We start from the raw sequence: 20273 nt of genomic DNA, 5'->3' as shown, positions 1-20273 counted from the left end.
AGGGGGTCAGCGCTTGGCGTGCCGCCCGCGCTGGGCCGGCGGCGTCCCGTCCTCGACGGCCGGCTCCTGCCCGTCCGCCTTGCTCCGCTTGCTCTGCGAGCGGGCCCGCAGGTACTCGATCACGATCGGGACGACCGAGATCAGCACGATGAGGATGAGGATGGCCTCGATGTGCTCGTGTACGAAGTCGACGTTGCCCAGCGAGGCCCCGAGCAGCGTCACGCCGGCGCCCCACAGGATGCCGCCGATGACGTTGAAGGTGATGAACGAGCGGTAGTTCATCCGGCTCACACCGGCGATGATCGGCGTGAACGTCCGCACGATCGGCACGAACCGGGCGAGGATCAGCGACTTGGGCCCGTGCTTCTCGAAGAACTCATGGGCCTTCTCCACGTTCTCCTGCTTGAACAGGCGGGAGTCCGGGCGCTTGAAGAGGGCGGGTCCGACCTTGCGGCCGAAGAGGTAACCCACCTGGTCACCGATGATCGCGGACAGCACGATCAGGGTGCACACCACCCACAGCGGGGTGTCGAGGACGCCGGTGGTGACCAGCAGGCCCGTGGTGAACAGCAGCGAGTCACCGGGCAGGAAGAAACCGATCAGCAGTCCGGACTCGGCGAAGACGATGACCAGGACGCCGATGAGGCCGAAGGTCTCGATGAGATAGTCCGGGTCCAGCCAGCTCGGTCCGAGCGCAAGCGTATTCACGGGTTCCGGGGCTCCTGGGTCGGTGGGCGGGGACGGCTGCCCAAAGCTATCAACGCTTCCGCGTTCGTACCGGTTCCACCGCCTGGTGCCCGCCCGGGACGGGGCTGCCCCGGGGGCCCCGGGCGGCCCCGGGCCCCCGCGGGGAGCGGCCGGCCCGGGCCACCCCCGTCCCCAAGGCCCGCCGTTCCGGAGACCCGCCGTCCCCGACGGCTGGCCGTTCCGGAGGCCCCCACCAGGCCGGAGGCCCGGACGGCGGGCCCGCGCAGGGCCCGCCGCCCGTCCCGGACGGCGCCGCCCCGCCCCCGTGCCGGGGCCGGACGGCGCCGGGCCGGGGCCGTCAGGCGTGGCGGTCGGCGTTGGCGTGGATGGCGGCGCGGAAGTGCTCCGCCATGCCCGGCCGCATGGCGTCGTAGAACGCCTTGAAGCGCTCATCGGACACGTACATGTCCGCGAGGCACCGGTGGAACTCGTGGGTGCACTCGTAGAACCAGGTGTTGATCTGGAGCCGGTGCTCCTCGGCGAGGTCCATCGCCCGGTCGCCCGTCGGCGGCTCCTCCTCCGCCATCATGGCCTGGTACCGGGCGCCCCAGTCGGCGTTCTCGTCCTGCATGCGCTGCCAGTCGGCCTTGGTGTAGCGGGCCGCACGGCGCTGGGACTCCCGGTAGGCCTCGGTGTCGCCCCAGCGCTGCTCGACCTCCTCCGCGTACTGCTCGGGGTCGTTCTCCCCGAACACCTCGAACCTCTCCTCGGGCGTGAGGTTGATGCCCATCTTCTTCGCCTCCATGGCGTGTTCGACGGCCTCGGCCATCTTCTGTAGCTCGGCGATCCGCGTGGTCAGCAGCTCGTGCTGGCGCCGCAGGTGCTCCCGCGGGTCCGCGTCGGGGTCGTCGAGCAGGGCCGCGACCTGGTCGAGCGGGAAGCCCAGCTCCCGGTAGAACAGGATCTGCTGCAACCGGTCGAGGTCGGCGTCGTCGTAACGCCGGTGGCCCGCGTGGCTGCGGCCGCTCGGGGAGAGCAGTCCGATCTCGTCGTAGTGGTGCAGCGTTCGCACCGTGACATGGGCGAAAGCGGCGACCTGTCCCACGGAGTAGCTCATGGCTCTCCGCTCCCTTCGTGTCGGTACGCACCCCACCCTGAGCCCTCACGCGACGTGAGGTGCAAGCCCGTTTGCCCGTCAACAGTGTGCGGGCCCTCCACGCCCCGCCACGCCCCACGCACGGCCGCCTGCACGCACGGCCGCCCGCACGCACGGCCGCCCCCACGCACGGCCGCCCCCACGCACGCGTGCGGCGTATCCGGCCCGTACCCGGATACGCCGCGCACCGCGCGCTCCCGTCAGCGGCTCAGCCGCCCGAACCTCCGCACCGCCAGCGGGAAGAACACGGCGAGCAGCACCAGCGGCCAGGCCACCGCCAGCAGCTCCGCGTGCTGGGCCGCCCACGACGCCCCGGCGGCATCCGTGGCCGCCGCGATCTCCGGCGGGCCGACCAGTTCACGGACGGCCGTCGCGGTCGCCGACAGCGGGTTCCACTCGACCACCGAGCCCAGCCAGTCCGGCATCGCGCCGGGTGCCGCGAACGCGTTGGACAGGAAGCCGACCGGCCAGACGAGGATCTGCACCGCCTGCACCAGTTCCGGCCTGCCCGCCACCATCGCGAGGTGGATACCGATCCACAGCATCGCGAACCGCAGCAACAGCAGCAGCCCCACGGCCACCATGAAGGCCCCGAAGCCACCGTGCGCCCGCCAGCCGATGGCGTACCCGGCACCGATCATCACGGCCAGGCCGAGCACCGACTGGAGCATGTCGGCGACCGAGCGCCCCACGAGGACCGCGCCATTGGCCATCGGCATCGAGCGGAAGCGGTCGATCACGCCCTTGTTGAGGTCCTGCGTGACGGCCAGCAGGGTCGCCTCCAGGCCGAACGCCATGGTCAGGGCGAACATGCCGGGGATGAGGTAGTCGATGTAATCGCCCTCGACGCCGCGCCCGCCGCCGATGAGGTACCCGAACATCAGCAGCATCATCACCGGGAAGGCCAGCCCGACGACGACCTGGACCGGTTCACGTGTCCAGTGGGCCAGTTCGCGCCGGGTGATGGTCCACGAGTCGGCGAGCGCCCACCCGATGCGGCCCATGCCGATCACGCTCGTACCCGTACCCACGCTCACGTCCGCGCTCATACGGCCACCGCCTCCTTGTGCTCGCCGCCCGTCAGGTGCAGGAAGACCTCGTCCAGGGTCGGCCGCCGCACCGCGATGTCCTCCGCCTCGATCCCGGCCGCCTCCAGGTCCCGTACGACCCGGGTCAGCGCCGCCATGCGGTCATCGACCGGGGCGCTGACCATCCGCCGGTCCTCGTCCACGTCGGCCGCGCCGGGCACCAGGGCGGCCGCGGCGGCCAGGTGCCGGGCGTCGCGTACGACGATGTCGATCCGGTCGCCGCCGACCTTGCCCTTCAGTTCGTCCGCCGTGCCGTCGGCGATGACCCGGCCCCTGTCGACGACCGAGATCCGGTCCGCCAGTTGGTCGGCCTCCTCCAGGTACTGCGTGGTGAGCAGGACGGTCGTGCCGGCGCCCACCAGCGACCGGACGGAGGCCCACACCTCGGCCCGCCCGCGCGGGTCGAGCCCGGTCGTCGGCTCGTCCAGGAACAGCACCTCCGGTTCGGTGATCAGCGAGGCGGCCAGGTCCAGCCGCCGCCGCATGCCGCCGCTGTACTGCTTGACCGCCTTGCGGCCGGTGTCGGCGAGCCCGAAGCGCTCCAGCAGCTCGTCCGCCCGGGCGCCCGCCCGCCGGGCGCCCAAGTGGTGGAGCCGGCCGAACATCTCCAGGTTCTGCCGCCCGCTGAGCCCCTCGTCCAGTGCCGCGTGCTGCCCGAGCAGTCCGATCCGCCGCCGCACCTCGTCCGCGCGGGTCCGTACGTCGAACCCGGCCACCCGTACCAGGCCCTCGTCGTGCTTCAGCAGCGTGGCCAGCACCCGGACCGTGGTGGTCTTGCCGGCGCCGTTCGGCCCCAGGACCCCGTGGACCGTGCCCCGGCCGACCACGAGGTCCAGCCCGTCAAGAGCCCGCTTCTCGCCGTACCGCTTCCGCGCGCCCTCGACGACGATCGCGTCCGTCATGCACCCTCCCAACCCGGTAGTCAAAATTGACTACCCATGCAAAGTAAGCCATGCCGATGGATTAGTCAAACTTGATTAGCCGGAGGATTCAGAGGCGGCCCAGCGACCCGGCGTGAGAGCAGAGCGGGCTAGAGCGTGGACCCCGAATCCGGCTCACCCGTCGCGTACGGGTTCTCCTGGCCCTCCGCCAGCACGCCCACGAACGGCTCACCCTCGCCCGCGAACGTGTAGGCGCCGCCCTCGATGCGCTCGATCAGCCCGCGCGTCCACTCGGCACCGGCGTCGGCCGAGTGCACCCACATGTTCATGATCTCGCCGATGTGGCCGAGCTGCTCCGGCCCGTCCTCCGGCGTGTAGTACTCGGTGACGCCGGCCCGCCACCGCTCCAGCCCCTCGATCCGCCGCTTCAGCAGCGCGACGGCCTCCTCGCGCGGCAGGTCGACGATGAAGCCGACCCCGGCGGACAGGACGTCCATCTTCTGGTCGTACGCCGTCAGCGCCTCGCGCAACAGCGCGAAGTACTCCTCGGTGCCCTTGTCGGTGACCTCGTACTCGGTGCGCGGCGGGCCGCCGGCCGTGCTGGGCGCGGTCTCGTAGGCGCGCAGGAGCCCCTGCTTGGCCATCTGCTTGAGGGCGTGGTAGATCGAACCGGGCTTGGCGTTGGACCACTCGTGCGCGCCCCAGAACTCCAGGTCGTTGCGGACCTGGTAGCCGTGCGCCCGCCCGTGCTGGCGCACGGCCCCCAGGACCAGCAGCCGGATCACTGACATCACCTCACGCACCCTTCTGGTCAATTTTGACCAGGGTACGCAGAGGCCGCTCGACGCCGGCCGGAGCGCCCCTTCAGTCCCCCGCGCCCCGCTCCAGGGCGATGAGCTCGAACGAGGTCTTCCCGTCCAGCGACTCCCTGATCACGTCGGCGTGCCCGGCGTGCCGGGCCATCTCCTGCACCAGGTGCATCCCCATCCAGCGCATCGAGACCCGGCCGTCCTTGGGGAACCACGGCGCCTCGGGCAGCGGGAAGGTGTCGTCCAGGCTCGGCACGGTGCGCAGGAACTCCTCGGTCTCCTTGACCACCCCGTCCCAGAACTCCAGCACCCCCTGGACCGACTCGTCGCCCACCAGCCGGAAACTCTCGTCCCAGGTGTCCCGGCTGCGCTGCCGCTCGTTCGGCTTCTGCTGCGCCAGCCGCAGCCAGTTCAGCTCCACCTCGGCGACGTGCTTGACCACTCCGGCCAGCGACAGTTCGCTGGCGCTGGGCCGTGACGCCGCCTGCTCGTCGGTCAGCCCGAGGAGCGAGCGGCGCAGCGCGTCGCGCTGCGCCTCGATGAACGACAGCAGCGCGCCGCGCTCGTCGCCGTGTGCCTCCGCGGGAACAAGGGTGACCATGACCGTCCGCCTTTCGCCGGTTTCCTGGGCTCTTTCGACAACGGCCACGCTACGGGCAGTTGAGGTCAGGTCCGGTCCTAAATGGACATCGGATCAAGCCGAAACGCGGGGACCCGAAGCGGAGGGCCCTAGAACGGGAACCGGCTGCGGCCGTGCTGGATCGAGATCCACTTGTAGGTGGTGAAGGCGTCCACCGTCGCCTCGCCGTTCAGCCGGCCGACGCCCGAGTGCTTCTCGCCGCCGAACGGCACGATCGGCTCGTCGTGGACGGTGCCGTCATTGATGTGGATCATCCCGGTGTGGACGCGCTGGGCGATCCGCACACCGCGCTCGACGTCCCCGGTGTGGACGGCGCCGCTGAGCCCGTACGGGGTGTCGTTGGCGATCCGTACCGCCTCGTCCTCCCCGTCGAAGGGGATCAGCATGACGACCGGGCCGAAGATCTCCTGGTTCAGGACCGGGGAGTCGGCCGGCAGGTCGGCCAGCACGGTCGGTGCCACGACGTTGCCCTCGGCGCCGCCCCGGACGAGTGCCGTCGCACCCGCGCCGACGGTCTGGTCGACGAGGGTCGTCACCGCCTCGGCCTGGGAGGAGTTGATGAGCGGGCCGATGTGCGTGGCGGGGTCGGCCGGGTCGCCGGTCTTCAGGGTGCGCACCTTGGCGACGAACTTCTCCGTGAACTCCCGCTCCACCGCACGGTCCACGAGCACCCGGTTGGCGGCCATGCAGACCTGTCCCTGGTGCACGAACCGGCTGAAGACGGCCGCGTCGACCGCGTAGTCGATGTCCGCGTCGTCGAGCACGATGAGCGCGCTGTTGCCGCCCAGCTCCAGGACGGACCGCTTGAAGTTGGCGGCGCAGACGGTGGCGACGTGCCTGCCGACCCGGTCGGAGCCGGTGAACGAGATGACCTTGGGCACCGGGTGCTCGATCAGCGCGTCGCCGATTTCGGCGATGTCGGTGATCACGACGTTGAGCAGACCGGCCGGCAGGCCCGCGTCCTCGAAGATCTTCGCGACCAGGGCGCCGCCGAGGATCGGCGTGTTCTGGTGGGGCTTGAGGACGACCGCGTTGCCGAGGGCGAGCGCCGGGGCGACGGACTTGATCGACAGCAGGAAGGGGAAGTTGAAGGGGCTGATGACGCCGACGACCCCGACCGGGACCCGGTAGAGGCGGTTCTCCTTGCCGTCGACCGGCGACGGGAGGATGCGGCCCTCGGGGCGCAGGGCGAGGTGGATCGCCTCGCGCATGAACTCCTTGGCCAGGTGCAGTTCGAAACCGGCCTTGGTCCGCGTACCGCCGAGCTCGGCGATGATCGCCTCGGTGATCTCGGCCTCGCGCTCCTCTATGAGCCGCAGCGCCCGCTCGAAAACAGCGCGGCGCGTGTACGGATTGGTGTCCGCCCACGCGCGCTGTGCCCGCTCGGCCGCCCTGTAGGCCTGGTCGATCTCGTCGACCGTGGCCACGGTTATGGAGGCGAGCTTCTCCTCGTTGTACGGATTGAAGTCGATGATGTCCCACGAGCCGCCGCCGGCCCGCCACTCACCGTCTATGTACTGCTGGGCCAGGTCTGTGAAGTAGGACATGCCATCCCTTCCCGAGGGCGCGCGCCGTGCTGATGATGACGAGACGTCATCCTACTGACGAGTCAGGTGAGTTGGAGGAGACCTCGGAGAAGGTCGCGGCTCTCCTCGGGACCCGGGCTGTCCTGATGCAGCCGCCCCATCACCCGCTCGTACTGGGCCACTTCCTCGCGCTTGTCGAGGTAGAGCGCGCTCGTGAGCTGCTCCAGGTAGACGATGTCGGAGAGGTCGGACTCGGGGAAGCTCAGCATGGTGAAGGCCCCGCTCTCGCCCGCGTGGCCACCGAAGCTGAAGGGCATGATCTGGAGCGTGACGTTCGGCTGCTCGGAGACCTCGATCAGGTGCTTGAGCTGGTCGCGCATCACCTCGCGGTCGCCGTACGGGCGGCGCAGGGCGGCCTCGTCGAGAACGGCGTGAAATCGCGGTGCCCGCTCGGAGACGAGCACCTTCTGGCGCTCCAGCCGCAGCGCCACGCGCCGGTCGATCTCTGCACGCGGGGCGTCCGGCATGCCCCGGGCGACGACCGCGTGCGCGTACGCCTCGGTCTGCAACAGGCCGTGCACGAACTGCACTTCGTAGATGCGGATGAGGGAGGCGGCGCCCTCCAGGCCGATGTACGTCTGGAACCAGCCCGGCAGCACGTCGCCGTAACTGTGCCACCACCCGGCGACGTTGGCCTCCCGGGCGAGGCCGAGGAGGGACTCGCGCTCGGCCTCGTCGGTGACTCCGTACAGCGTGAGCAGGTCCTCGATGTCCCTGGCCTTGAAGCTCACCCTGCCCAACTCCATGCGGCTGATCTTGGATTCGGACGCCCGGATCGAATAGCCGGCGGCCTCGCGGGTGATGCCGCGCGATTCACGCAGCCGCCGCAACTGCGAACCCAGCAGGATGCGCCGCACCACGGAACCGCTCGATTCACTTGCGGTCACGTCTCCAACCCTCCCCATCGCTGATGTGTACGACGGAGCACCCCCGAGCCCCGAGACGGCGGATTCTGCCACCAAAACGCTTCACCGCGTACTCGACCGGTTACGGAAAGACGAAGGCTTGACTCATTGGGGGTCGCGTCGGCGTCCCGTCGGTGAAAGTCATGGGTGGAAGATATGACCAAGAACCGGCACGGGGGTGGACAGGTCGGGCGCGTGCACGTGCATCTGCCCTTGCATCAGGTGGTCGCATTCGGAACCATGGTCCCCGCGCACCTGCGTAGTCGTTCGTGTTGTCGCACCACAGCCGCGAATCCCGGGAGTGCCTCGCATGGGGACGAATGGATCGACCATGCTCGAGCCTTTAAGGCAGGGGCTTCCGCCGATCGATGCCGCTTCCGTCTCCAGTTCCGCCTCGTGCGCACTGCCCGCCCGCTATGAAGCGGTGCGCGGCGCACGGAAGTTCACCAGCACGACGCTCGCCCAGTGGGACCTCACCGACCGGTTCGACGACGTCGCGCTGGTGGTGTCCGAACTCGTCACCAACGCGCTCCGGCACGCCCTGCCCGCCGACACGCCCCGGGAGTGCCCGCACGACCCGCCCGTCCGGCTGCACCTGATGCGCTGGGCGAGCCGGCTGGTGTGCGCGGTGCGCGACCCCAGTCCCGACAGCCCCGCGACGCGCGAGTCGGAGGAGGACTTCTCGGCGGAGTCGGGCCGCGGGCTCTTCCTGGTCGAGTCCTTCAGCGACAGTTGGGGCTGGCACCCGCTGGCCGGCACGCTGCACGGCAAGGTGGTCTGGGCGCTGTTCCGCCTGTCGGACACGCCACGGGAACCGTAGGCGCGCAGAAGGTCACCAGTGTGCCGCCGGGCGCCGCCACTCCGGCGGCGCCCGCACTCGTGTGCGGGCGGGCGCGTCTCAGCCCGCTATGAGGTGGTCGAACTCGCCGTCCTTCACGCCCAGCAGCAGGGCCTCTATCTCCGCCGGGGTGTAGACCAGCGCCGGACCGTCGGGATGCCGGGAGTTGCGTACCGCCACATGCCCGCCGGGCAGCTTGGCGAACTCCACGCACGAGCCCTGTGAGTTGCTGTGCCTGCTCTTCTGCCATACGACGCCGTGAAGCTCCGTGGCCGCCATGCCGTTGTACACGTGGTGCACAGGACGCTCCCCGAGATACATGATGCAGGTGTCAACTATCGGGATCATAGCGCCGACTCGCATGCAAACGCGCGTGCAGATGCACGTGCACGTCGGGTGCTCCTTCGGTTACAGCGCCTCGTGCTACTCCCCCGTACGTGAGTAGAGACGTACGAAGGGGCCCGATGGCTCCCGCCTTTGTCCACAACATGGGAAAAGGCCCTCCCGGAGGGAGGGCCTCGTACCGCGGGTGCGTACGCGCGGCTCGTCAGCGCGCCGACGAGGAGTACGGCAGCAGGGCCATCTCCCGCGCGTTCTTGATGGCGCGGGCGAGCTGGCGCTGCTGCTGCGCCGATACGCGGGTCACGCGCCGGCTGCGGATCTTGCCGCGGTCGGAGATGAACTTCCGCAGCAGATCGGTGTCCTTGTAATCGATGTACGTGATGCCGTCGCGGTCCAGCGGGTTGGGGCGGGACTTCGCGGGCTTGCGGTCGGCCGAGCGGCGGGGGGACATGGGGTCAGACCTCCAGGAGGGCGTCGAAGGCGGGCGGGAGCCGCTTCCAGGCCTCGCGGCCCGCGGCGTACTCCGCGTCGGTGAGCAGGCAGGAGTCGAGGAGCTCGGCGAGCCCCTCGCGGTCCAGGCCGGGCGAGGTGAAGACCAGGTGCTGGCAGCGGTCCCCGTGCTCGGCGTCCCAGTCCAGCGCGGCGGCCGCCCGGCGCATGGGCGGGACCATCTCCCAGGCGGCGTCCGGCAGCGAGGCGAGCCACGGCCCGGCGGGCTCGACGCACAGGGCGCCGCCCGCCGCGTCCCACGCCAGCAGCGTGTCCGGCCGGTCGGCCAGCCAGAACCGCCCCCGGCTGCGCGCGGCCGCGCAGCACAGGTCCTCCAGCGCCGCGTACAGCCGCTCCGGGTGGAACGGACGGCGCCGGTGCCACACGTACGTGGCGACGCCGTGCGCGTCCGCCTCCTGCGGCAGCAGCGCGCAGGCGGGGTGCTGGGCGGCCGCCGCCGCCTCGACGTCGAACCCGGCCAGTGCGGCGGCGGCCAGGTCGCCGTCCGGCACCGGCACCTGGCGGGCCGTCGGGTGGAGCTGGGCGAGCAGCGCCCGGTCCTCGTCGTCGGCGTCGGGGCTGTCCAGGACGGCGAGCACGGGCGCGTACTCCAACTGGCGCGCCCAGGTGTCGGCGACCGTGCGCTGGTCGGTGGCGGCCGCGGCGAGGCCGGCCTCCATCAGGTCGTCGCCGTTGCCCAGGTACGGCAGCAGCAGCGCCGGGTCGACGGCGGTGATCACGGAGCTGACCGTCAGCCCGGCCGCCGCGACCACCTCGGCCATCGCCTTGGGCTCGACCGAGTCCCACAGCTCGACGACCGCGAGGCGGGTCAGACCGGCGTCGGCGAGCCGCTCCAGCTCGGGCACGAGGTCCTCGCGGAGCGCGCAGCAGGCGCAGTCGTTGACCAGCGGCGTCTCATCCGACGACAGGACGCCGGTCGCGTCGCGCACCGTCCGCACGACCGTGCCCTCGGGGGCCGTCGACAGGTCGTGGTGGAGCGCCACGCTGCCGGGCACGGTGGCGAGCAGCCGCTCCACGGCGGCCGCGCGGGCGTCGGAGTGCAGCCCGCCGACGAGGGCGACGGACAGCATCAGCGGGCCTCGCGCCGGGCCTGGGACCCGTACCGCTTCTGGAACTTCTCCACGCGACCGGCCGTGTCCAGCACGCGCGCCTGGCCCGTGTAGAAGGGGTGGCTCGCCGACGAGATCTCGACGTCGATGACGGGGTAGGTGTTGCCGTCCTCCCACTCGACCGTCTTGTCGCTGGTCGCGGTGGAGCGGGTCAGGAAGGCGAAGCCGCCCGCCTTGTCACGGAAGACGACGGGCTCGTACGTGGGGTGGATTCCGGGCTTCATCGCGTACCTCAGCGCTCCTCTCGGAAGTCGACGTGGCGTCCGACGACCGGGTCGTACTTGCGCAGCGTCATGCGGTCGGGGTTGTTACGGCGGTTCTTGCGGGTCACGTAGGTGTAGCCGGTGCCGGCGGTGGACCGGAGCTTGATGACCGGTCGGAGTTCGTTGCGGGCCATGGGGTTAGAGTAAGTGGAAATGGTTTCCATTACCAAGACAGGATTCAGAGAGGTAGGTCACCCTTGTCAGCCCACTGCCAGCTCACCGGCGCCCAGCCGGGATTCGGCAACCGCATCTCGCACTCGCACCGGCGTACGTCCCGGCGCTTCGACCCGAACATCCAGCGCAAGCGCTACTGGCTGCCGAGCGAGGGCCGGTACGTCCGGCTCACCCTGTCCACCAAGGGCATCAAGACCGTCGACACCATCGGGATCGAGGCCGCCGTGGCCCGCATCCGCGCCCGGGGAGTGAAGGTCTGATGGCCAAGAAGAGCAAGATCGCGCGCAACGAACGGCGCAAAGAGGTCGTCGAGCGGTACGCGGCCCGCCGCGCCGAGCTGAAGGCGATCATCCGCCGGCCCGGCACGCCCGAGGCCGAGCGGGTCGCCGCCCAGGCCGAGCTGCGCCGCCAGCCCCGCGACGCCAGCGCGACCCGGGTACGCAACCGCGACAGCGTGGACGGCCGCCCCCGCGGCCACCTCCGCAAATTCGGGCTCTCCCGGGTGAACGTCCGCCGGCAGGCGCACGCCGGGTTCCTGCCCGGGGTCACCAAGTCGTCCTGGTAGCCGGGAACTACCGACTGGTAGCTTGGCGCGCGTTTCCGGCACCGACGTTGGGGAGACGTGGCGTGGACGCGCACAGGCTCGTACGAACCGGGGTCGTCGCGGCAGTGGCGATAACCACCTCCCTCTCGCTGGCCGGCTGCGGCGGCGGCCGCGACCAGCGGGGCGGCGGCGACCACGGCTCCGGCGGCAGACCCGTCAGCAGCCCCACCCCGTCCCCGGCCGCCTCGCCCGTCACTTCCGGCGCGGCGGAGGGGTCGTGGGTGGGGCTCACGGACGGCAAGCCCGTCAGCCTGACCGTCGGCAAGGGGCACGCCCTGGTGCTGGCCGAGGGCCACATCTGCCAGGGCACCGCCCGGGGGACGGACCCGGTGACGCTCGCCCTGGTTTGCGACGACGGATACACCGCCCGTACGGAGGGCTCCGCGAGGACCGGCAAGGACAGGCTCGTCATCACCTGGACCGGCGGCGGGAAGGACACGCTCACCAGGGCGGACACCGCCTAGGCCCCGGAGGGCCGCTCCTCCAGGGCGTCCGACAACGCGTCCAGGGCTTCCAGCACAAGCCGCGCCCCGTTGCGTACGACCGGATCGGGGACCGTACCGGCGTCCCACCGGGCGACGGCGTCACGCACCGCGTCCCAGCGCGGGACCCGGCGCTCCCGGACGGCCTTGGCGCCCTGCTCCGTGGCGTGGCGCAGCGCCTCCGCGAGGCCGGCGGCGGCCGGCAGCGGGGCCGTGTCGCGGTCCGGGAGGTGAGCCTCCATCAGCATGGCGACCCGGCCGAGCTGGGCCAGGGCGTCGCCCGCGTCGGCGGCCGCGGCACGCGACAGGCCCCGGTGCCGGACCGGTTCGTGGGCGGCCCGTTCGACGGCCTCCTGCCACGCCACGCGCGCGTCCCGGGTGGCCAGCAGCGCCCGCCGCACGGCACCCGTGCCGCGCGCCGCCGGGTCCGCGTAGTGCGCCACCACACAGGCCGCGTACCGCCCGTCCGCCGCCAGCCAGTCGGCCAGCCGGGTGCGCAGCCGGGGCGTCTCCCAGGCCGGGTACACCGCGTACGCCACCATCGCGAGGACACCGCCCAGCAGGGTCAGCACCACCCGCTCCGGGACCGTCTGGGTCCACTCCGTACCGCCCATGCCCAGCAGGAACACGACGTACGCCGACACGCAGACCTGCGCGACCGCGTACCCGGTGCGCATCAGCAGGTACATCCCGAAGGCGCACACCACCGCCAGCGCGGCCGATGTGTACCTCCCGGGGTGCGCCGCCTGCACCACACCCGTGGCGAGCGCGACGCCCAGCAGGGTGCCGCAGAAGCGGGCCACGGAACGGGAGTAGGTCTGGGTGAAGTCCGGGCGCATCGCCATGACGGCGGCCATCGGCGCCCAGTAGCCGTGTCCGAGGGGCAGGGCCGTGCCGATGGCGTACCCGCCCGTGGCGACCGCGCTGACGCGGAGGGCGTGCCGGAAGACCGGTGAGGCGGGGCGCAGTTCGCCCCGGACGGTACGGGCGGCGACGGGGAGGAGCTTCAGGAGGGACGGGCGCTCCCGTAGCTCGCCCACGTCGGCCCGGTCGGTGGGCGTCGCCGTTTCGACGACGTCCTCCAGGAGGGCCGCGAGCCGGGTCGCCGCGCGGCGGGCGGGGCCGGTCAGGACGGCGCCCGTGTCGGGGGTGCGCAGCGCGGCCAGGGCGGCGGGCGGGATGGTGGCGGGGCGGCCGTGGCGGACGGCCTGAGCGGCGGTGTCGAGTACGGAGCCGGCGGCGCCCAGCAGTTCGCGCACCCGGTCGCGCTGCGGACCCTCGGCCGGGACGCCGACGGCCGGGTCGGCGAGCGAGGCGAGCACCGGGCGGATGCGCTCGGCGAGCCCGCGCGCGCCCTGCAGTTCGGGCGGGCGGCGGCGGGCCTGGCGGGGCGTGACGGCGGCGGCGCTGCGCGCGGTCATCAGCGGTACGGGGTCGAACGGGGCGTACGGGTCGTGGCGGAGGCGGCGGGCGTAGTCGGCCTCGGCGGCCAGCGCGTCGGCGAGCGCGTCACGCTGGGCGCCCCAGCGGCGGATCGGGACCAGGACGATGAGCGCGGCCTGGACGAGACCTCCGACGGCGATCATCGCCGCGTGCCCGGCGGCGTCCGCGACGGAGGTGGGCAGGGTGACGGTGACCAGCATGATCGCCACGTTGGAGGAGGCGATGATGCCGGTGGTGGGCCCGGTCGCCCAGGCCAGCCCGGCCAGGAAGGTCCACAGCGCGAGCAGGGCGAGGAAGAGCGCGAGGTGCGCGCCCGTCAGGTACCCCAGGAACGTCGACACCGCGAGGCTGGTCCCGGAGGCGAGCGCGAGGGTGGGGCGCGGGCGCCAGCTCCGCTGGAAGGTGGCGATGGCCGCCTGGAAGCCCCCGAACGCCGAACTCACCGCGACCCCGGCCCCGAAGAGCTGGAGGCTCACCCCGACCACGAGCGCCAGTCCGACGGCCCCGCGCAGCGCGACGAGCGGCTCCAGGCGCCGCCGCTCGACCGTCAGCCCCGAGCGGGCGGTGGCCTTCAGCGCTCGGAGCCAGCTCATGGGGACGAGCGTAATGGGTGGGTTTGCCCCGCTCGGGATTTACCCTGCGTGGGCGGCCCGCCGGACTTGGGCTTTGCTTTGCGTGGGCTTGCCCTGCGAGGGCTTGCTCTGCGAGGGCTGGCCCTGCGAGGGCTTGCTCTGCGAGGGGGTGCTCTGTGTGGGCAGCCGGCCGGACTTGGGCCTGCCCTGCGTGGGCCTGCCCTACTTCGGCAGCCGGCCCTGGCCCGGGCCACGCGTGCGTGCGTGGTCCGTGCGCGCCCGGTCCGCCGCCGCCGTGCCGTGGTGCCAGCCGGCCTCGTCGGTGGCGCCGCGCACCCTGGTGGTCGTCGTCTCGGGGAACATCCGGTCCGCCCGGGCCGTGACCGCCACGTCCCGTGCCGCGAGGACGGGCAGCAGCGTCGGCTCCTCGGCGGTCACCCGGCGGGAGGCGGACGAGAGCCGGTCGCCGAGCCGGTGCGCGTAGGCCAGCAGGAACGACTGGCGGAACGTCTTCGTGCGCTTCCGTCCCCCCTTCCGCTGCTCCGCCTCCGCCTTCGCCATCGCGCCCGTCCCCTGGACGAGCAGTGAGGTGTACAGCAGCTCGACGACCTCCAGGTCCGGCTCGAAGCCCACGACGGTCGAGAAGCCGAACGCCTCGTTCCACACCGCCCGGCAGCGGTTCGCCGACGCGACCGCGTCCAGCAGGATCGCCTTGGCCGTCTCGTAGGGCGCGTCCACACCGATCCGCACCGCGCCGGGCTCCTCCGCGCTGTGCGTACGTGCCGCGAGAGCGGCCTCGTCCAGGCTGTACCGCGCCATCAGCTCCTGGGCCTTCGCGGTGAGCGCCTCGGCCTCCTCCGGGTACCCGGTCGCCTCCGCCTTGGCCAGCAGCGCCCGGATGCGGGCCAGCATGCGCGGCTCGCCGTGCACGGGCGCGGCGTGGAGCGGCGACGCGCCGGGCACGGGGCCGACCGGCTCGATCGCGGGGAGCCGGGCGAGCAGCCGGTACAGCTCCAGCACGGCCGTGGCGTACGAGAAGCGGTCCGCGCGCCAGTCGTCGCCCGGCAGCTCGGCGAGCTGCGCCGCCCACCGGGGCGGCAGCCCCCCGTACGCGCTCGTCTCCGCCGCGATCAGCCCGGATACGAGCCGCACATGGTGCTCGTCCAGGTCACGGCGTACGAGCCGCACGACATCGGCCGGCTGCCAGCCGCGCTGCCACGCCCGGCGCACGAACTCCTCGCCCCGCCGCGCCAGTTCCTCGTCGGCGCCCGGGTCGGCGGCCAGCAGCGAGGCGCCGGTGTCGAGGGCGGCGTCGTCCTCGGCGTACAGCGCGGCGGCGAACGCCCGCTCGACGCTGCTCGCCCCCGTGTGGCCCGCTGCCATGGTCCCTGCCTCCTCGCGCGAACGCCGCTGCCGGCGCTTCCGGACCTCCATGGTCGCAGGGGGGTAGGGCCGGCCCTACCTCGAAGACACCTGCCAGCGGTCGTGATCACGGACCGGGAAAGCGGTTCGCTTGAGGCATGACCACAACCGCCGTACGGCTCACCGCCCTTCGCCGCGCCTACCGCGACGTCACCGCGCTCGACGGGGTCGACCTGGACTTCCGGGCCGGGTCCTTCACCGCCGTCATGGGTCCGTCCGGGTCCGGCAAGTCGACGCTGCTCCAGTGTGCGGCCGGGCTCGACCGGCCGACGAGCGGGCGCGTCGAGGTGGCCGGGACGGACCTGGGCGGGCTGAGCGAGCGGCGGCTGACGCTGCTGCGGCGAGACCGGATCGGGTTCGTGTTCCAGGCGTTCAACCTGCTGCCGTCGCTGACCGCCGCGCAGAACGTGGCCCTGCCGCTCCGGCTGGCCGGGCGCCGCCCGTCCCGGGCCGAGGTGCGCGCCGCCCTCGCGCGCGTGGGACTGGCCGACCGGGCGGGACACCGGCCCGGTGAGCTGTCCGGCGGACAGCAGCAGAGGGTGGCGATCGCGCGGGCGCTGATCACCCGGCCCGCCGTGCTGTTCGGTGACGAGCCGACCGGGGCGCTGGACACCACGACGAGCCGTGACGTGCTGCGGATGCTGCGGGAGCTGGTGGACGACGAGGGCCAGACGATCATCATGGTCACGCACGACCCGGTGGCCGCGTCCTCGGCCGACCGCGTGGTCTTCCTGGTGGACGGCCGGGTGAGCGGGGAGCTGACGGCGCCCACCGCCGAGGCGGTCGCGGGCCGGATGGCCGCGCTGGAATCCCGGGAGTCCCGGGATTCCCTGGAGGCCCGGGAGTCCTGGCAGTCCCGGCAGTCCCGGCAGTCCCGGCAGTCCCGGCAGTCCCGGCAGTCCCGGGAGCGTGCGGCGTGCTGACCCTCGCGCTGAGCGGCCTGCGCGGCCGCTGGACGGCCTTCCTCGGCAGTTGCGTCGCGCTCGCGCTCGGCGTCGGGCTGCTGGCGACCATGGGCCTGGGCCTCGCCTCGACGCTCGACGCACCGGAGCGGCCGCCGGAGCGGTTCGCGGCCTCGCCGGTGGTGGTGATCGGCACGGATACGCTCACGGTCGGGGACGTGTCGCACGAGCTGTTCCATCCACACCCTGTGGACGCGCGCCTGCTCGCCCGACTACGCGCCCTCGGGCCGGTGGCGACCGACGGCCGCCCGGACGCCGTCGGCGTGGACGCCGATCCCGACGCCGTACGCCGGGTCGTCGGCGACCGGGGCCGCGTCCTGACCGGGGACGAGCGGCGACAGGCCGACCCCGGGCCGGAACGGGACACCGAGGCCCTGGTCACGGTGAACGCCCTGCTGGGCACCGCCGGCGGGGTCACCGCCTTCGTGTCGGTCTTCGTCGTGGCGTCCACGTTCGCGTTCGCGGTGGCGCTGCGCCGGCGCGAGTTCGGGCTGCTGCGCACGGCCGGGGCGACGCCCGGGCAGGTGCGGCGGGCGCTGCTGACCGAGGCGGCCCTCGTCGGGGCCGCCGCCTCCGCGACGGGCTGCGCGCTCGGGTCGTGGGGCGCGCCGGAGCTGGCCCGCGTCCTGGTCGAGGGCGGGATCGCGCCCGAGTGGTTCACCATCCGGGACGCCGCCTGGCCGTACCACGTCGCCTTCTGGACCGGGCTGGCCGTGGCCGTCACCGGCGCCTGGGCGGCCGCCCGCCGGGCGGGACGCACCGGCCCGGTCGAGGCGCTGCGCGAGGCCGACGTCGACAGCGGCGTCCTGCCGCTGGGGCGCCGCCTGCTGGGCGCCGCGCTGCTGCTCACGGGCGCCGCCCTGCTGGCCTGGACGCTGTTCACCGACCCGTCGGACCTGCTCAAGCGCAAGACGTACACGACCCTGCCGATGCTCCTCATCACCGGCGTGGCCCTGCTCGTCCCGCCGCTCGTCCGCCCCGTCGCACGCGCCCTCCCACTGCCCGGCGCCACCGGAATGCTCGTCCGGGCGAACACGGCCGCCGCGCTCCGCCGTACCGCGGCCGTCGCCGCGCCCGTCCTGGTCACCGTCGCGCTGGCCGGGTCCCTGCTCGGCTCGGCCGCGACGGTCACCGCGGCCAAGGCGGCCGAGGCCAGGCGGCAGACGGCGGCGGACCACGTGGTGACGGGTGAGGACCTCAAGCCCGTCCGGGTCCCCGGCGCCACGCTCTCCCCCACCGCGTCGACCGGCGTCTTCGTCCGGGACGGGGAGACGGCCGTCGTCCGGTACGAGGCCCGGGCGGTCACCGACCCGGCCGCCTTCGCGGACCTGGCGCGCCTGCCGGTCATGACGGGCGACATACGGGACCTGGACGACGATTCGATCGTGGTCAGCGAGGAGATCGCGGACAGCGAGTCCGGGAAGAGGACCGTCGGCGACCGCATCGATGTGTGGCTGGGCGACGGCCGGCCGGTGTCGCTGCGCGTCGCGGCGGTGCTCGCGACCGGGACGGGCGACAACGGCCCGTACGTCACGGCCGCCCACGCCCGCGCGGCGACCGTCGACCGCATCGACGTACGGCTGCCGCCCGGCGCCGATCCCGCCCTGCTCCGCGCCACGGGCGGCACGGTGACCACCGCCGACGCCTGGGCGACGCCCGGCACCGGCCCGCAGACCCGGCTCGGTCTCCTCGTCGTGCTGGGCATCGCCCTCCTCTACACCGCGATAGCCCTCGCCAACACGCTGGTGATGGCCACGTCGGTACGCGGCGGGGAGCTGCGCTCACTCCGGCTGGCCGGCGCGACGCGCCGCCAGGCCCTGGCGGTCGTCGCGGGCGAGACGCTGCTCGCGGTCGCGGTCGGCGCGATCCTCGGCGCGGCCGTGGCGGCGGTCAACCTCGCCGGGCTCGGCGCGGCCCTGGCGTCCCTGTCCGCCCCGGTGACGATCACGGTCCCGTGGGGCACGGTGGGCGCCGCCCTGGGCGGCTGCGCCCTGGTGGCGGTCGCCTCGGCGCTCCCGGCCGCCGCCCGCACGGCCCGGTGACCGTGCCGTGCCGCGCCGTGCCGTGCCGTGCGCCGGTTGTCAGTGCCGGGTGCCAGACTCGCACCCGTGAACGAACGCTGGGTGGTGGACGGCACCGAGGGCGGCGGGGCGCGGCTGGTCCCCCTCGGTCCGGACGGGCTGCCCACGGGCCCGGTGCTGACCGAGCCGGACCTCGTCGAGGCGGTGCGGTCGCGCCCGGGCGTCGGCCGGTGGGTGTGGCGGTCCACCGGCGCCGTCCACCCCCGGCTCCTGGCGGCCGGGGTCCGGGTCGAGCGGTGTTACGACATGGAGGTCGCCGAGCAGTTGCTGCTCGGGCACGAGGGGCGCCTCGGCGAGCCCCGCTCGGTCGCGGCGGCCTGGGCGCGGCTGCACGACCGTCCGGTGCCGCCCGATCCGCCGCTCAGGGCGGCCGAGCCGGGCGCGCAGTCACCGCTGTTCGAACCGCCGACCGGCCAGGACGTGCCCTTCGAGGGCCTGCTGGAGGTGTACGCGGACCAGCACCGAAGACACGCGGCCGCCGAGCACCCCGGCCGCATGCGGCTGCTGACCGCGGCCGAGTCGGCGGGGATGCTGGTGGCCGCCGAGATGACCCGGGCCGGACTGCCGTGGCGGGCGGACGTCCACCGGGCGGTGCTGCACGAGCTGCTGGGCGAGCGGTACGCGGGCGGGGGCGAGCCGCGGCGGCTGGCGGAGCTGGCGGACGAGGTGTCGGCGGCGTTCGGGCGCCGGGTCCGGCCCGACCTGCCGGCGGACGTGGTGAAGGCGTTCGCGCGGGCGGGGATCGTGGTGCGCTCGACGCGCCGCTGGGAGCTCGCGGAGATCGACCACCCGGCCGTCGAGCCGCTCATCGCGTACAAGAAGCTGTACCGGATCTGGACGGCGCACGGCTGGAGCTGGCTCCAGGACTGGGTGCGGGACGGGCGGTTCCGGCCGGAGTACCTGCCGGGCGGCACGGTCAGCGGACGCTGGACCACCAACGGCGGCGGCGCCCTCCAGATCCCGAAGGTCATCCGGCGGGCGGTCGTCGCCGACGACGGATGGCGGCTCGTCGTCGCGGACGCGGACCAGATGGAGCCCCGGGTGCTGGCGGCGATCTCCAGGGACCCGGGCCTGATGGAGGTCGCGGGGCACGAGGACGACCTGTACACACGCCTGTCCGACCGGGCGTTCTCCGGCGACCGGGAGCACGCGAAGCTCGCGCTGCTCGGTGCGATCTACGGGCAGACCAGCGGGGACGGCCTGAAGAACCTGGCCGCGCTGCGGCGCCGGTTCCCCCGGGCGGTGGCGTACGTGGACGACGCGGCGAAGGCGGGCGAGGAAGGCCGCCTGGTGCGCACCTGGCTGGGCCGCACCAGCCCGCGCGCGGCGGGCGCGGCGGAGGCGGACGAGGCGGGCATCCCCCAGGAGGGCGCGGAAGAGCCGCTGTCGGACGGCGAGTTCACCCCGGGGTACGCCTCGGTGAACGCCCGCGCGCGGGGCCGGTTCACCCGGAACTTCGTCGTGCAGGGCAGCGCCGCCGACTGGGCGCTGCTGATGCTGGCCGCGCTGCGGCGGGCGCTGGCCGGGATGCGTGCGGAGCTGGTGTTCTTCCAGCACGACGAGGTGATCGTGCACTGCCCGGCCGGGGAGGCCCCGGCGGTCGCCGAAGCGATCCGCACGGCCGGCGACACGGCCGGGCGGATCGCCTTCGGGGACACCCCGGTGCGCTTCCCCTTCACGACGGCGACGGTCGAGCGCTACTCCGACGCCAAGTGACCC

Annotated in this window: 22 protein-coding genes; 7 read left to right on the top strand and 15 right to left on the bottom strand. The window is 73.1% G+C overall.

Annotation, left to right across the window (positions count from 1 at the left end; translation table 11 throughout):
* Nucleotides 1-6: 6 nt before the first annotated feature.
* The 8 genes from ACZ46W_RS18490 to ACZ46W_RS18455 all read right to left on the bottom strand — a co-directional run bounded on the left by ACZ46W_RS18490 (nucleotide 7) and on the right by ACZ46W_RS18455 (nucleotide 7734).
* Nucleotides 7-708 carry a DedA family protein gene (locus ACZ46W_RS18490; protein WP_468338623.1) on the bottom strand — a complete coding sequence of 234 codons (702 nt, stop codon included), beginning with the start codon at nucleotides 706-708 and terminating at the stop codon, nucleotides 7-9.
* A gap of 337 nt (nucleotides 709-1045) precedes the next feature.
* On the bottom strand, nucleotides 1046-1804 hold the full coding sequence (locus tag ACZ46W_RS18485; RefSeq protein ID WP_468338621.1) for a MerR family transcriptional regulator: 759 nt from the start codon (nucleotides 1802-1804) through the stop codon (nucleotides 1046-1048).
* A gap of 239 nt (nucleotides 1805-2043) precedes the next feature.
* Nucleotides 2044-2892, bottom strand: coding sequence for an ABC transporter permease (locus tag ACZ46W_RS18480; RefSeq protein ID WP_468338619.1), 849 nt, complete (start codon nucleotides 2890-2892; stop codon nucleotides 2044-2046).
* Nucleotides 2889-3833, bottom strand: coding sequence for an ATP-binding cassette domain-containing protein (locus ACZ46W_RS18475; protein ID WP_468338617.1), 945 nt, complete (start codon nucleotides 3831-3833; stop codon nucleotides 2889-2891). The genes ACZ46W_RS18480 and ACZ46W_RS18475 overlap by 4 nt, the downstream gene beginning before the upstream one ends.
* A gap of 128 nt (nucleotides 3834-3961) precedes the next feature.
* Nucleotides 3962-4603 carry a PadR family transcriptional regulator gene (locus tag ACZ46W_RS18470; RefSeq protein ID WP_468338615.1) on the bottom strand — a complete coding sequence of 214 codons (642 nt, stop codon included), beginning with the start codon at nucleotides 4601-4603 and terminating at the stop codon, nucleotides 3962-3964.
* 73 nt (nucleotides 4604-4676) lie between these two features.
* Nucleotides 4677-5222, bottom strand: a complete 546-nt coding sequence (locus ACZ46W_RS18465; protein WP_468338613.1) for a DinB family protein — start codon at nucleotides 5220-5222, stop codon at nucleotides 4677-4679.
* A gap of 128 nt (nucleotides 5223-5350) precedes the next feature.
* On the bottom strand, nucleotides 5351-6808 hold the full coding sequence (locus ACZ46W_RS18460; RefSeq protein ID WP_468338611.1) for an aldehyde dehydrogenase family protein: 1458 nt from the start codon (nucleotides 6806-6808) through the stop codon (nucleotides 5351-5353).
* A 62-nt stretch (nucleotides 6809-6870) separates the two neighbouring features.
* A complete protein-coding gene (locus ACZ46W_RS18455) occupies nucleotides 6871-7734 on the bottom strand; it encodes a helix-turn-helix domain-containing protein (RefSeq protein WP_468338609.1) in 864 nt (287 codons plus the stop codon).
* 328 nt (nucleotides 7735-8062) lie between these two features.
* On the opposite strand from ACZ46W_RS18455, the gene ACZ46W_RS18450 reads away from it, so the two are divergent.
* Entirely contained in the window at nucleotides 8063-8572 is a 510-nt protein-coding gene (locus tag ACZ46W_RS18450; protein ID WP_468338607.1) for an ATP-binding protein, read from the top strand.
* Nucleotides 8573-8650: 78 nt separating this feature from the next.
* Here the strand turns inward: ACZ46W_RS18450 and ACZ46W_RS18445 are convergent, their stop codons facing one another.
* The 5 genes from ACZ46W_RS18445 to rpmG all read right to left on the bottom strand — a co-directional run bounded on the left by ACZ46W_RS18445 (nucleotide 8651) and on the right by rpmG (nucleotide 10948).
* Nucleotides 8651-8890, bottom strand: coding sequence for a DUF397 domain-containing protein (locus ACZ46W_RS18445; protein WP_351821188.1), 240 nt, complete (start codon nucleotides 8888-8890; stop codon nucleotides 8651-8653).
* Nucleotides 8891-9137: 247 nt separating this feature from the next.
* Complete coding sequence (rpsR, locus tag ACZ46W_RS18440; RefSeq protein ID WP_366128422.1) at nucleotides 9138-9383, bottom strand: 30S ribosomal protein S18; 246 nt, start codon at nucleotides 9381-9383, stop codon at nucleotides 9138-9140.
* A 4-nt stretch (nucleotides 9384-9387) separates the two neighbouring features.
* Nucleotides 9388-10512 (bottom strand): CobW family GTP-binding protein, encoded by a 1125-nt coding sequence (locus ACZ46W_RS18435; protein ID WP_468338604.1) that lies wholly within the window; start codon nucleotides 10510-10512, stop codon nucleotides 9388-9390.
* Nucleotides 10512-10775: a type B 50S ribosomal protein L31 gene (locus ACZ46W_RS18430; RefSeq protein ID WP_468338602.1), complete on the bottom strand. Its 264-nt coding sequence runs from the start codon at nucleotides 10773-10775 to the stop codon at nucleotides 10512-10514. Before ACZ46W_RS18430 ends, ACZ46W_RS18435 begins: the two co-directional genes overlap by 1 nt.
* Before the next feature lie 8 nt (nucleotides 10776-10783).
* The gene (rpmG, locus tag ACZ46W_RS18425) at nucleotides 10784-10948 is read right to left on the bottom strand and encodes a 50S ribosomal protein L33 (protein ID WP_290113321.1); all 165 of its coding nucleotides are present in this window, start codon (nucleotides 10946-10948) and stop codon (nucleotides 10784-10786) included.
* A gap of 63 nt (nucleotides 10949-11011) precedes the next feature.
* Here rpmG and rpmB point away from each other — a divergent pair, with 63 nt between their 5' ends.
* The 3 genes from rpmB (at nucleotide 11012) to ACZ46W_RS18410 (ending at nucleotide 12056) form a co-directional block, all read left to right on the top strand.
* Nucleotides 11012-11248 carry a 50S ribosomal protein L28 gene (rpmB, locus tag ACZ46W_RS18420; protein ID WP_344356933.1) on the top strand — a complete coding sequence of 79 codons (237 nt, stop codon included), beginning with the start codon at nucleotides 11012-11014 and terminating at the stop codon, nucleotides 11246-11248.
* Nucleotides 11248-11553, top strand: coding sequence for a 30S ribosomal protein S14 (gene rpsN / locus ACZ46W_RS18415; protein ID WP_468338599.1), 306 nt, complete (start codon nucleotides 11248-11250; stop codon nucleotides 11551-11553). The genes rpmB and rpsN overlap by 1 nt, the downstream gene beginning before the upstream one ends.
* A gap of 62 nt (nucleotides 11554-11615) precedes the next feature.
* Nucleotides 11616-12056, top strand: a complete 441-nt coding sequence (locus ACZ46W_RS18410) for a hypothetical protein (RefSeq protein ID WP_468338597.1) — start codon at nucleotides 11616-11618, stop codon at nucleotides 12054-12056.
* Here the strand turns inward: ACZ46W_RS18410 and ACZ46W_RS18405 are convergent.
* Both ACZ46W_RS18405 and ACZ46W_RS18400 read right to left on the bottom strand, forming a co-directional pair.
* Nucleotides 12053-14110: an FUSC family protein gene (locus tag ACZ46W_RS18405; protein WP_468338595.1), complete on the bottom strand. Its 2058-nt coding sequence runs from the start codon at nucleotides 14108-14110 to the stop codon at nucleotides 12053-12055. The genes ACZ46W_RS18410 and ACZ46W_RS18405 overlap by 4 nt on opposite strands.
* A 201-nt stretch (nucleotides 14111-14311) precedes the next feature.
* Entirely contained in the window at nucleotides 14312-15472 is a 1161-nt protein-coding gene (locus ACZ46W_RS18400; protein WP_468338593.1) for a DUF2786 domain-containing protein, read from the bottom strand.
* A gap of 137 nt (nucleotides 15473-15609) precedes the next feature.
* On the opposite strand from ACZ46W_RS18400, the gene ACZ46W_RS18395 reads away from it, so the two are divergent.
* From ACZ46W_RS18395 to ACZ46W_RS18385, 3 genes are all read left to right on the top strand, one after another.
* Nucleotides 15610-16434: an ABC transporter ATP-binding protein gene (locus tag ACZ46W_RS18395; protein ID WP_468338591.1), complete on the top strand. Its 825-nt coding sequence runs from the start codon at nucleotides 15610-15612 to the stop codon at nucleotides 16432-16434.
* Nucleotides 16428-18515 carry an ABC transporter permease gene (locus ACZ46W_RS18390; RefSeq protein WP_468338589.1) on the top strand — a complete coding sequence of 696 codons (2088 nt, stop codon included), beginning with the start codon at nucleotides 16428-16430 and terminating at the stop codon, nucleotides 18513-18515. Before ACZ46W_RS18395 ends, ACZ46W_RS18390 begins: the two co-directional genes overlap by 7 nt.
* A 66-nt stretch (nucleotides 18516-18581) precedes the next feature.
* Nucleotides 18582-20270: a bifunctional 3'-5' exonuclease/DNA polymerase gene (locus tag ACZ46W_RS18385; RefSeq protein WP_468338587.1), complete on the top strand. Its 1689-nt coding sequence runs from the start codon at nucleotides 18582-18584 to the stop codon at nucleotides 20268-20270.
* The last annotated feature ends 3 nt before the right edge of the window (nucleotides 20271-20273 follow it).

It is taken from the genome of Streptomyces sp. NPDC031064 (assembly GCF_055570965.1).
The sequence above is the reverse complement of the archived record's forward strand: the minus strand, read 5'-3'. Positions and strand labels throughout refer to the sequence as shown.

Excerpts from the sequence above, each read along its gene's own strand:
- ACZ46W_RS18475 (WP_468338617.1), bottom strand. The coding sequence starts at position 3,833 with ATGACGGACGCGATCGTCGTCGAGGGCGCGCGGAAGCGGTACGGCGAG.
- ACZ46W_RS18395 (WP_468338591.1), top strand. The coding sequence starts at position 15,610 with ATGACCACAACCGCCGTACGGCTCACCGCCCTTCGCCGCGCCTACCGC.
- ACZ46W_RS18460 (WP_468338611.1), bottom strand. The coding sequence starts at position 6,808 with ATGTCCTACTTCACAGACCTGGCCCAGCAGTACATAGACGGTGAGTGG.
- ACZ46W_RS18465 (WP_468338613.1), bottom strand. The coding sequence starts at position 5,222 with ATGGTCACCCTTGTTCCCGCGGAGGCACACGGCGACGAGCGCGGCGCG.
- rpsN (WP_468338599.1), top strand. The coding sequence starts at position 11,248 with ATGGCCAAGAAGAGCAAGATCGCGCGCAACGAACGGCGCAAAGAGGTC.
- ACZ46W_RS18435 (WP_468338604.1), bottom strand. The coding sequence starts at position 10,512 with ATGCTGTCCGTCGCCCTCGTCGGCGGGCTGCACTCCGACGCCCGCGCG.
- ACZ46W_RS18430 (WP_468338602.1), bottom strand. The coding sequence starts at position 10,775 with ATGAAGCCCGGAATCCACCCCACGTACGAGCCCGTCGTCTTCCGTGAC.
- rpmG (WP_290113321.1), bottom strand. The coding sequence starts at position 10,948 with ATGGCCCGCAACGAACTCCGACCGGTCATCAAGCTCCGGTCCACCGCC.
- ACZ46W_RS18485 (WP_468338621.1), bottom strand. The coding sequence starts at position 1,804 with ATGAGCTACTCCGTGGGACAGGTCGCCGCTTTCGCCCATGTCACGGTG.
- ACZ46W_RS18400 (WP_468338593.1), bottom strand. The coding sequence starts at position 15,472 with ATGGCAGCGGGCCACACGGGGGCGAGCAGCGTCGAGCGGGCGTTCGCC.
- ACZ46W_RS18450 (WP_468338607.1), top strand. The coding sequence starts at position 8,063 with ATGGGGACGAATGGATCGACCATGCTCGAGCCTTTAAGGCAGGGGCTT.
- ACZ46W_RS18405 (WP_468338595.1), bottom strand. The coding sequence starts at position 14,110 with ATGAGCTGGCTCCGAGCGCTGAAGGCCACCGCCCGCTCGGGGCTGACG.
- ACZ46W_RS18480 (WP_468338619.1), bottom strand. The coding sequence starts at position 2,892 with ATGAGCGCGGACGTGAGCGTGGGTACGGGTACGAGCGTGATCGGCATG.
- rpsR (WP_366128422.1), bottom strand. The coding sequence starts at position 9,383 with ATGTCCCCCCGCCGCTCGGCCGACCGCAAGCCCGCGAAGTCCCGCCCC.
- ACZ46W_RS18470 (WP_468338615.1), bottom strand. The coding sequence starts at position 4,603 with ATGTCAGTGATCCGGCTGCTGGTCCTGGGGGCCGTGCGCCAGCACGGG.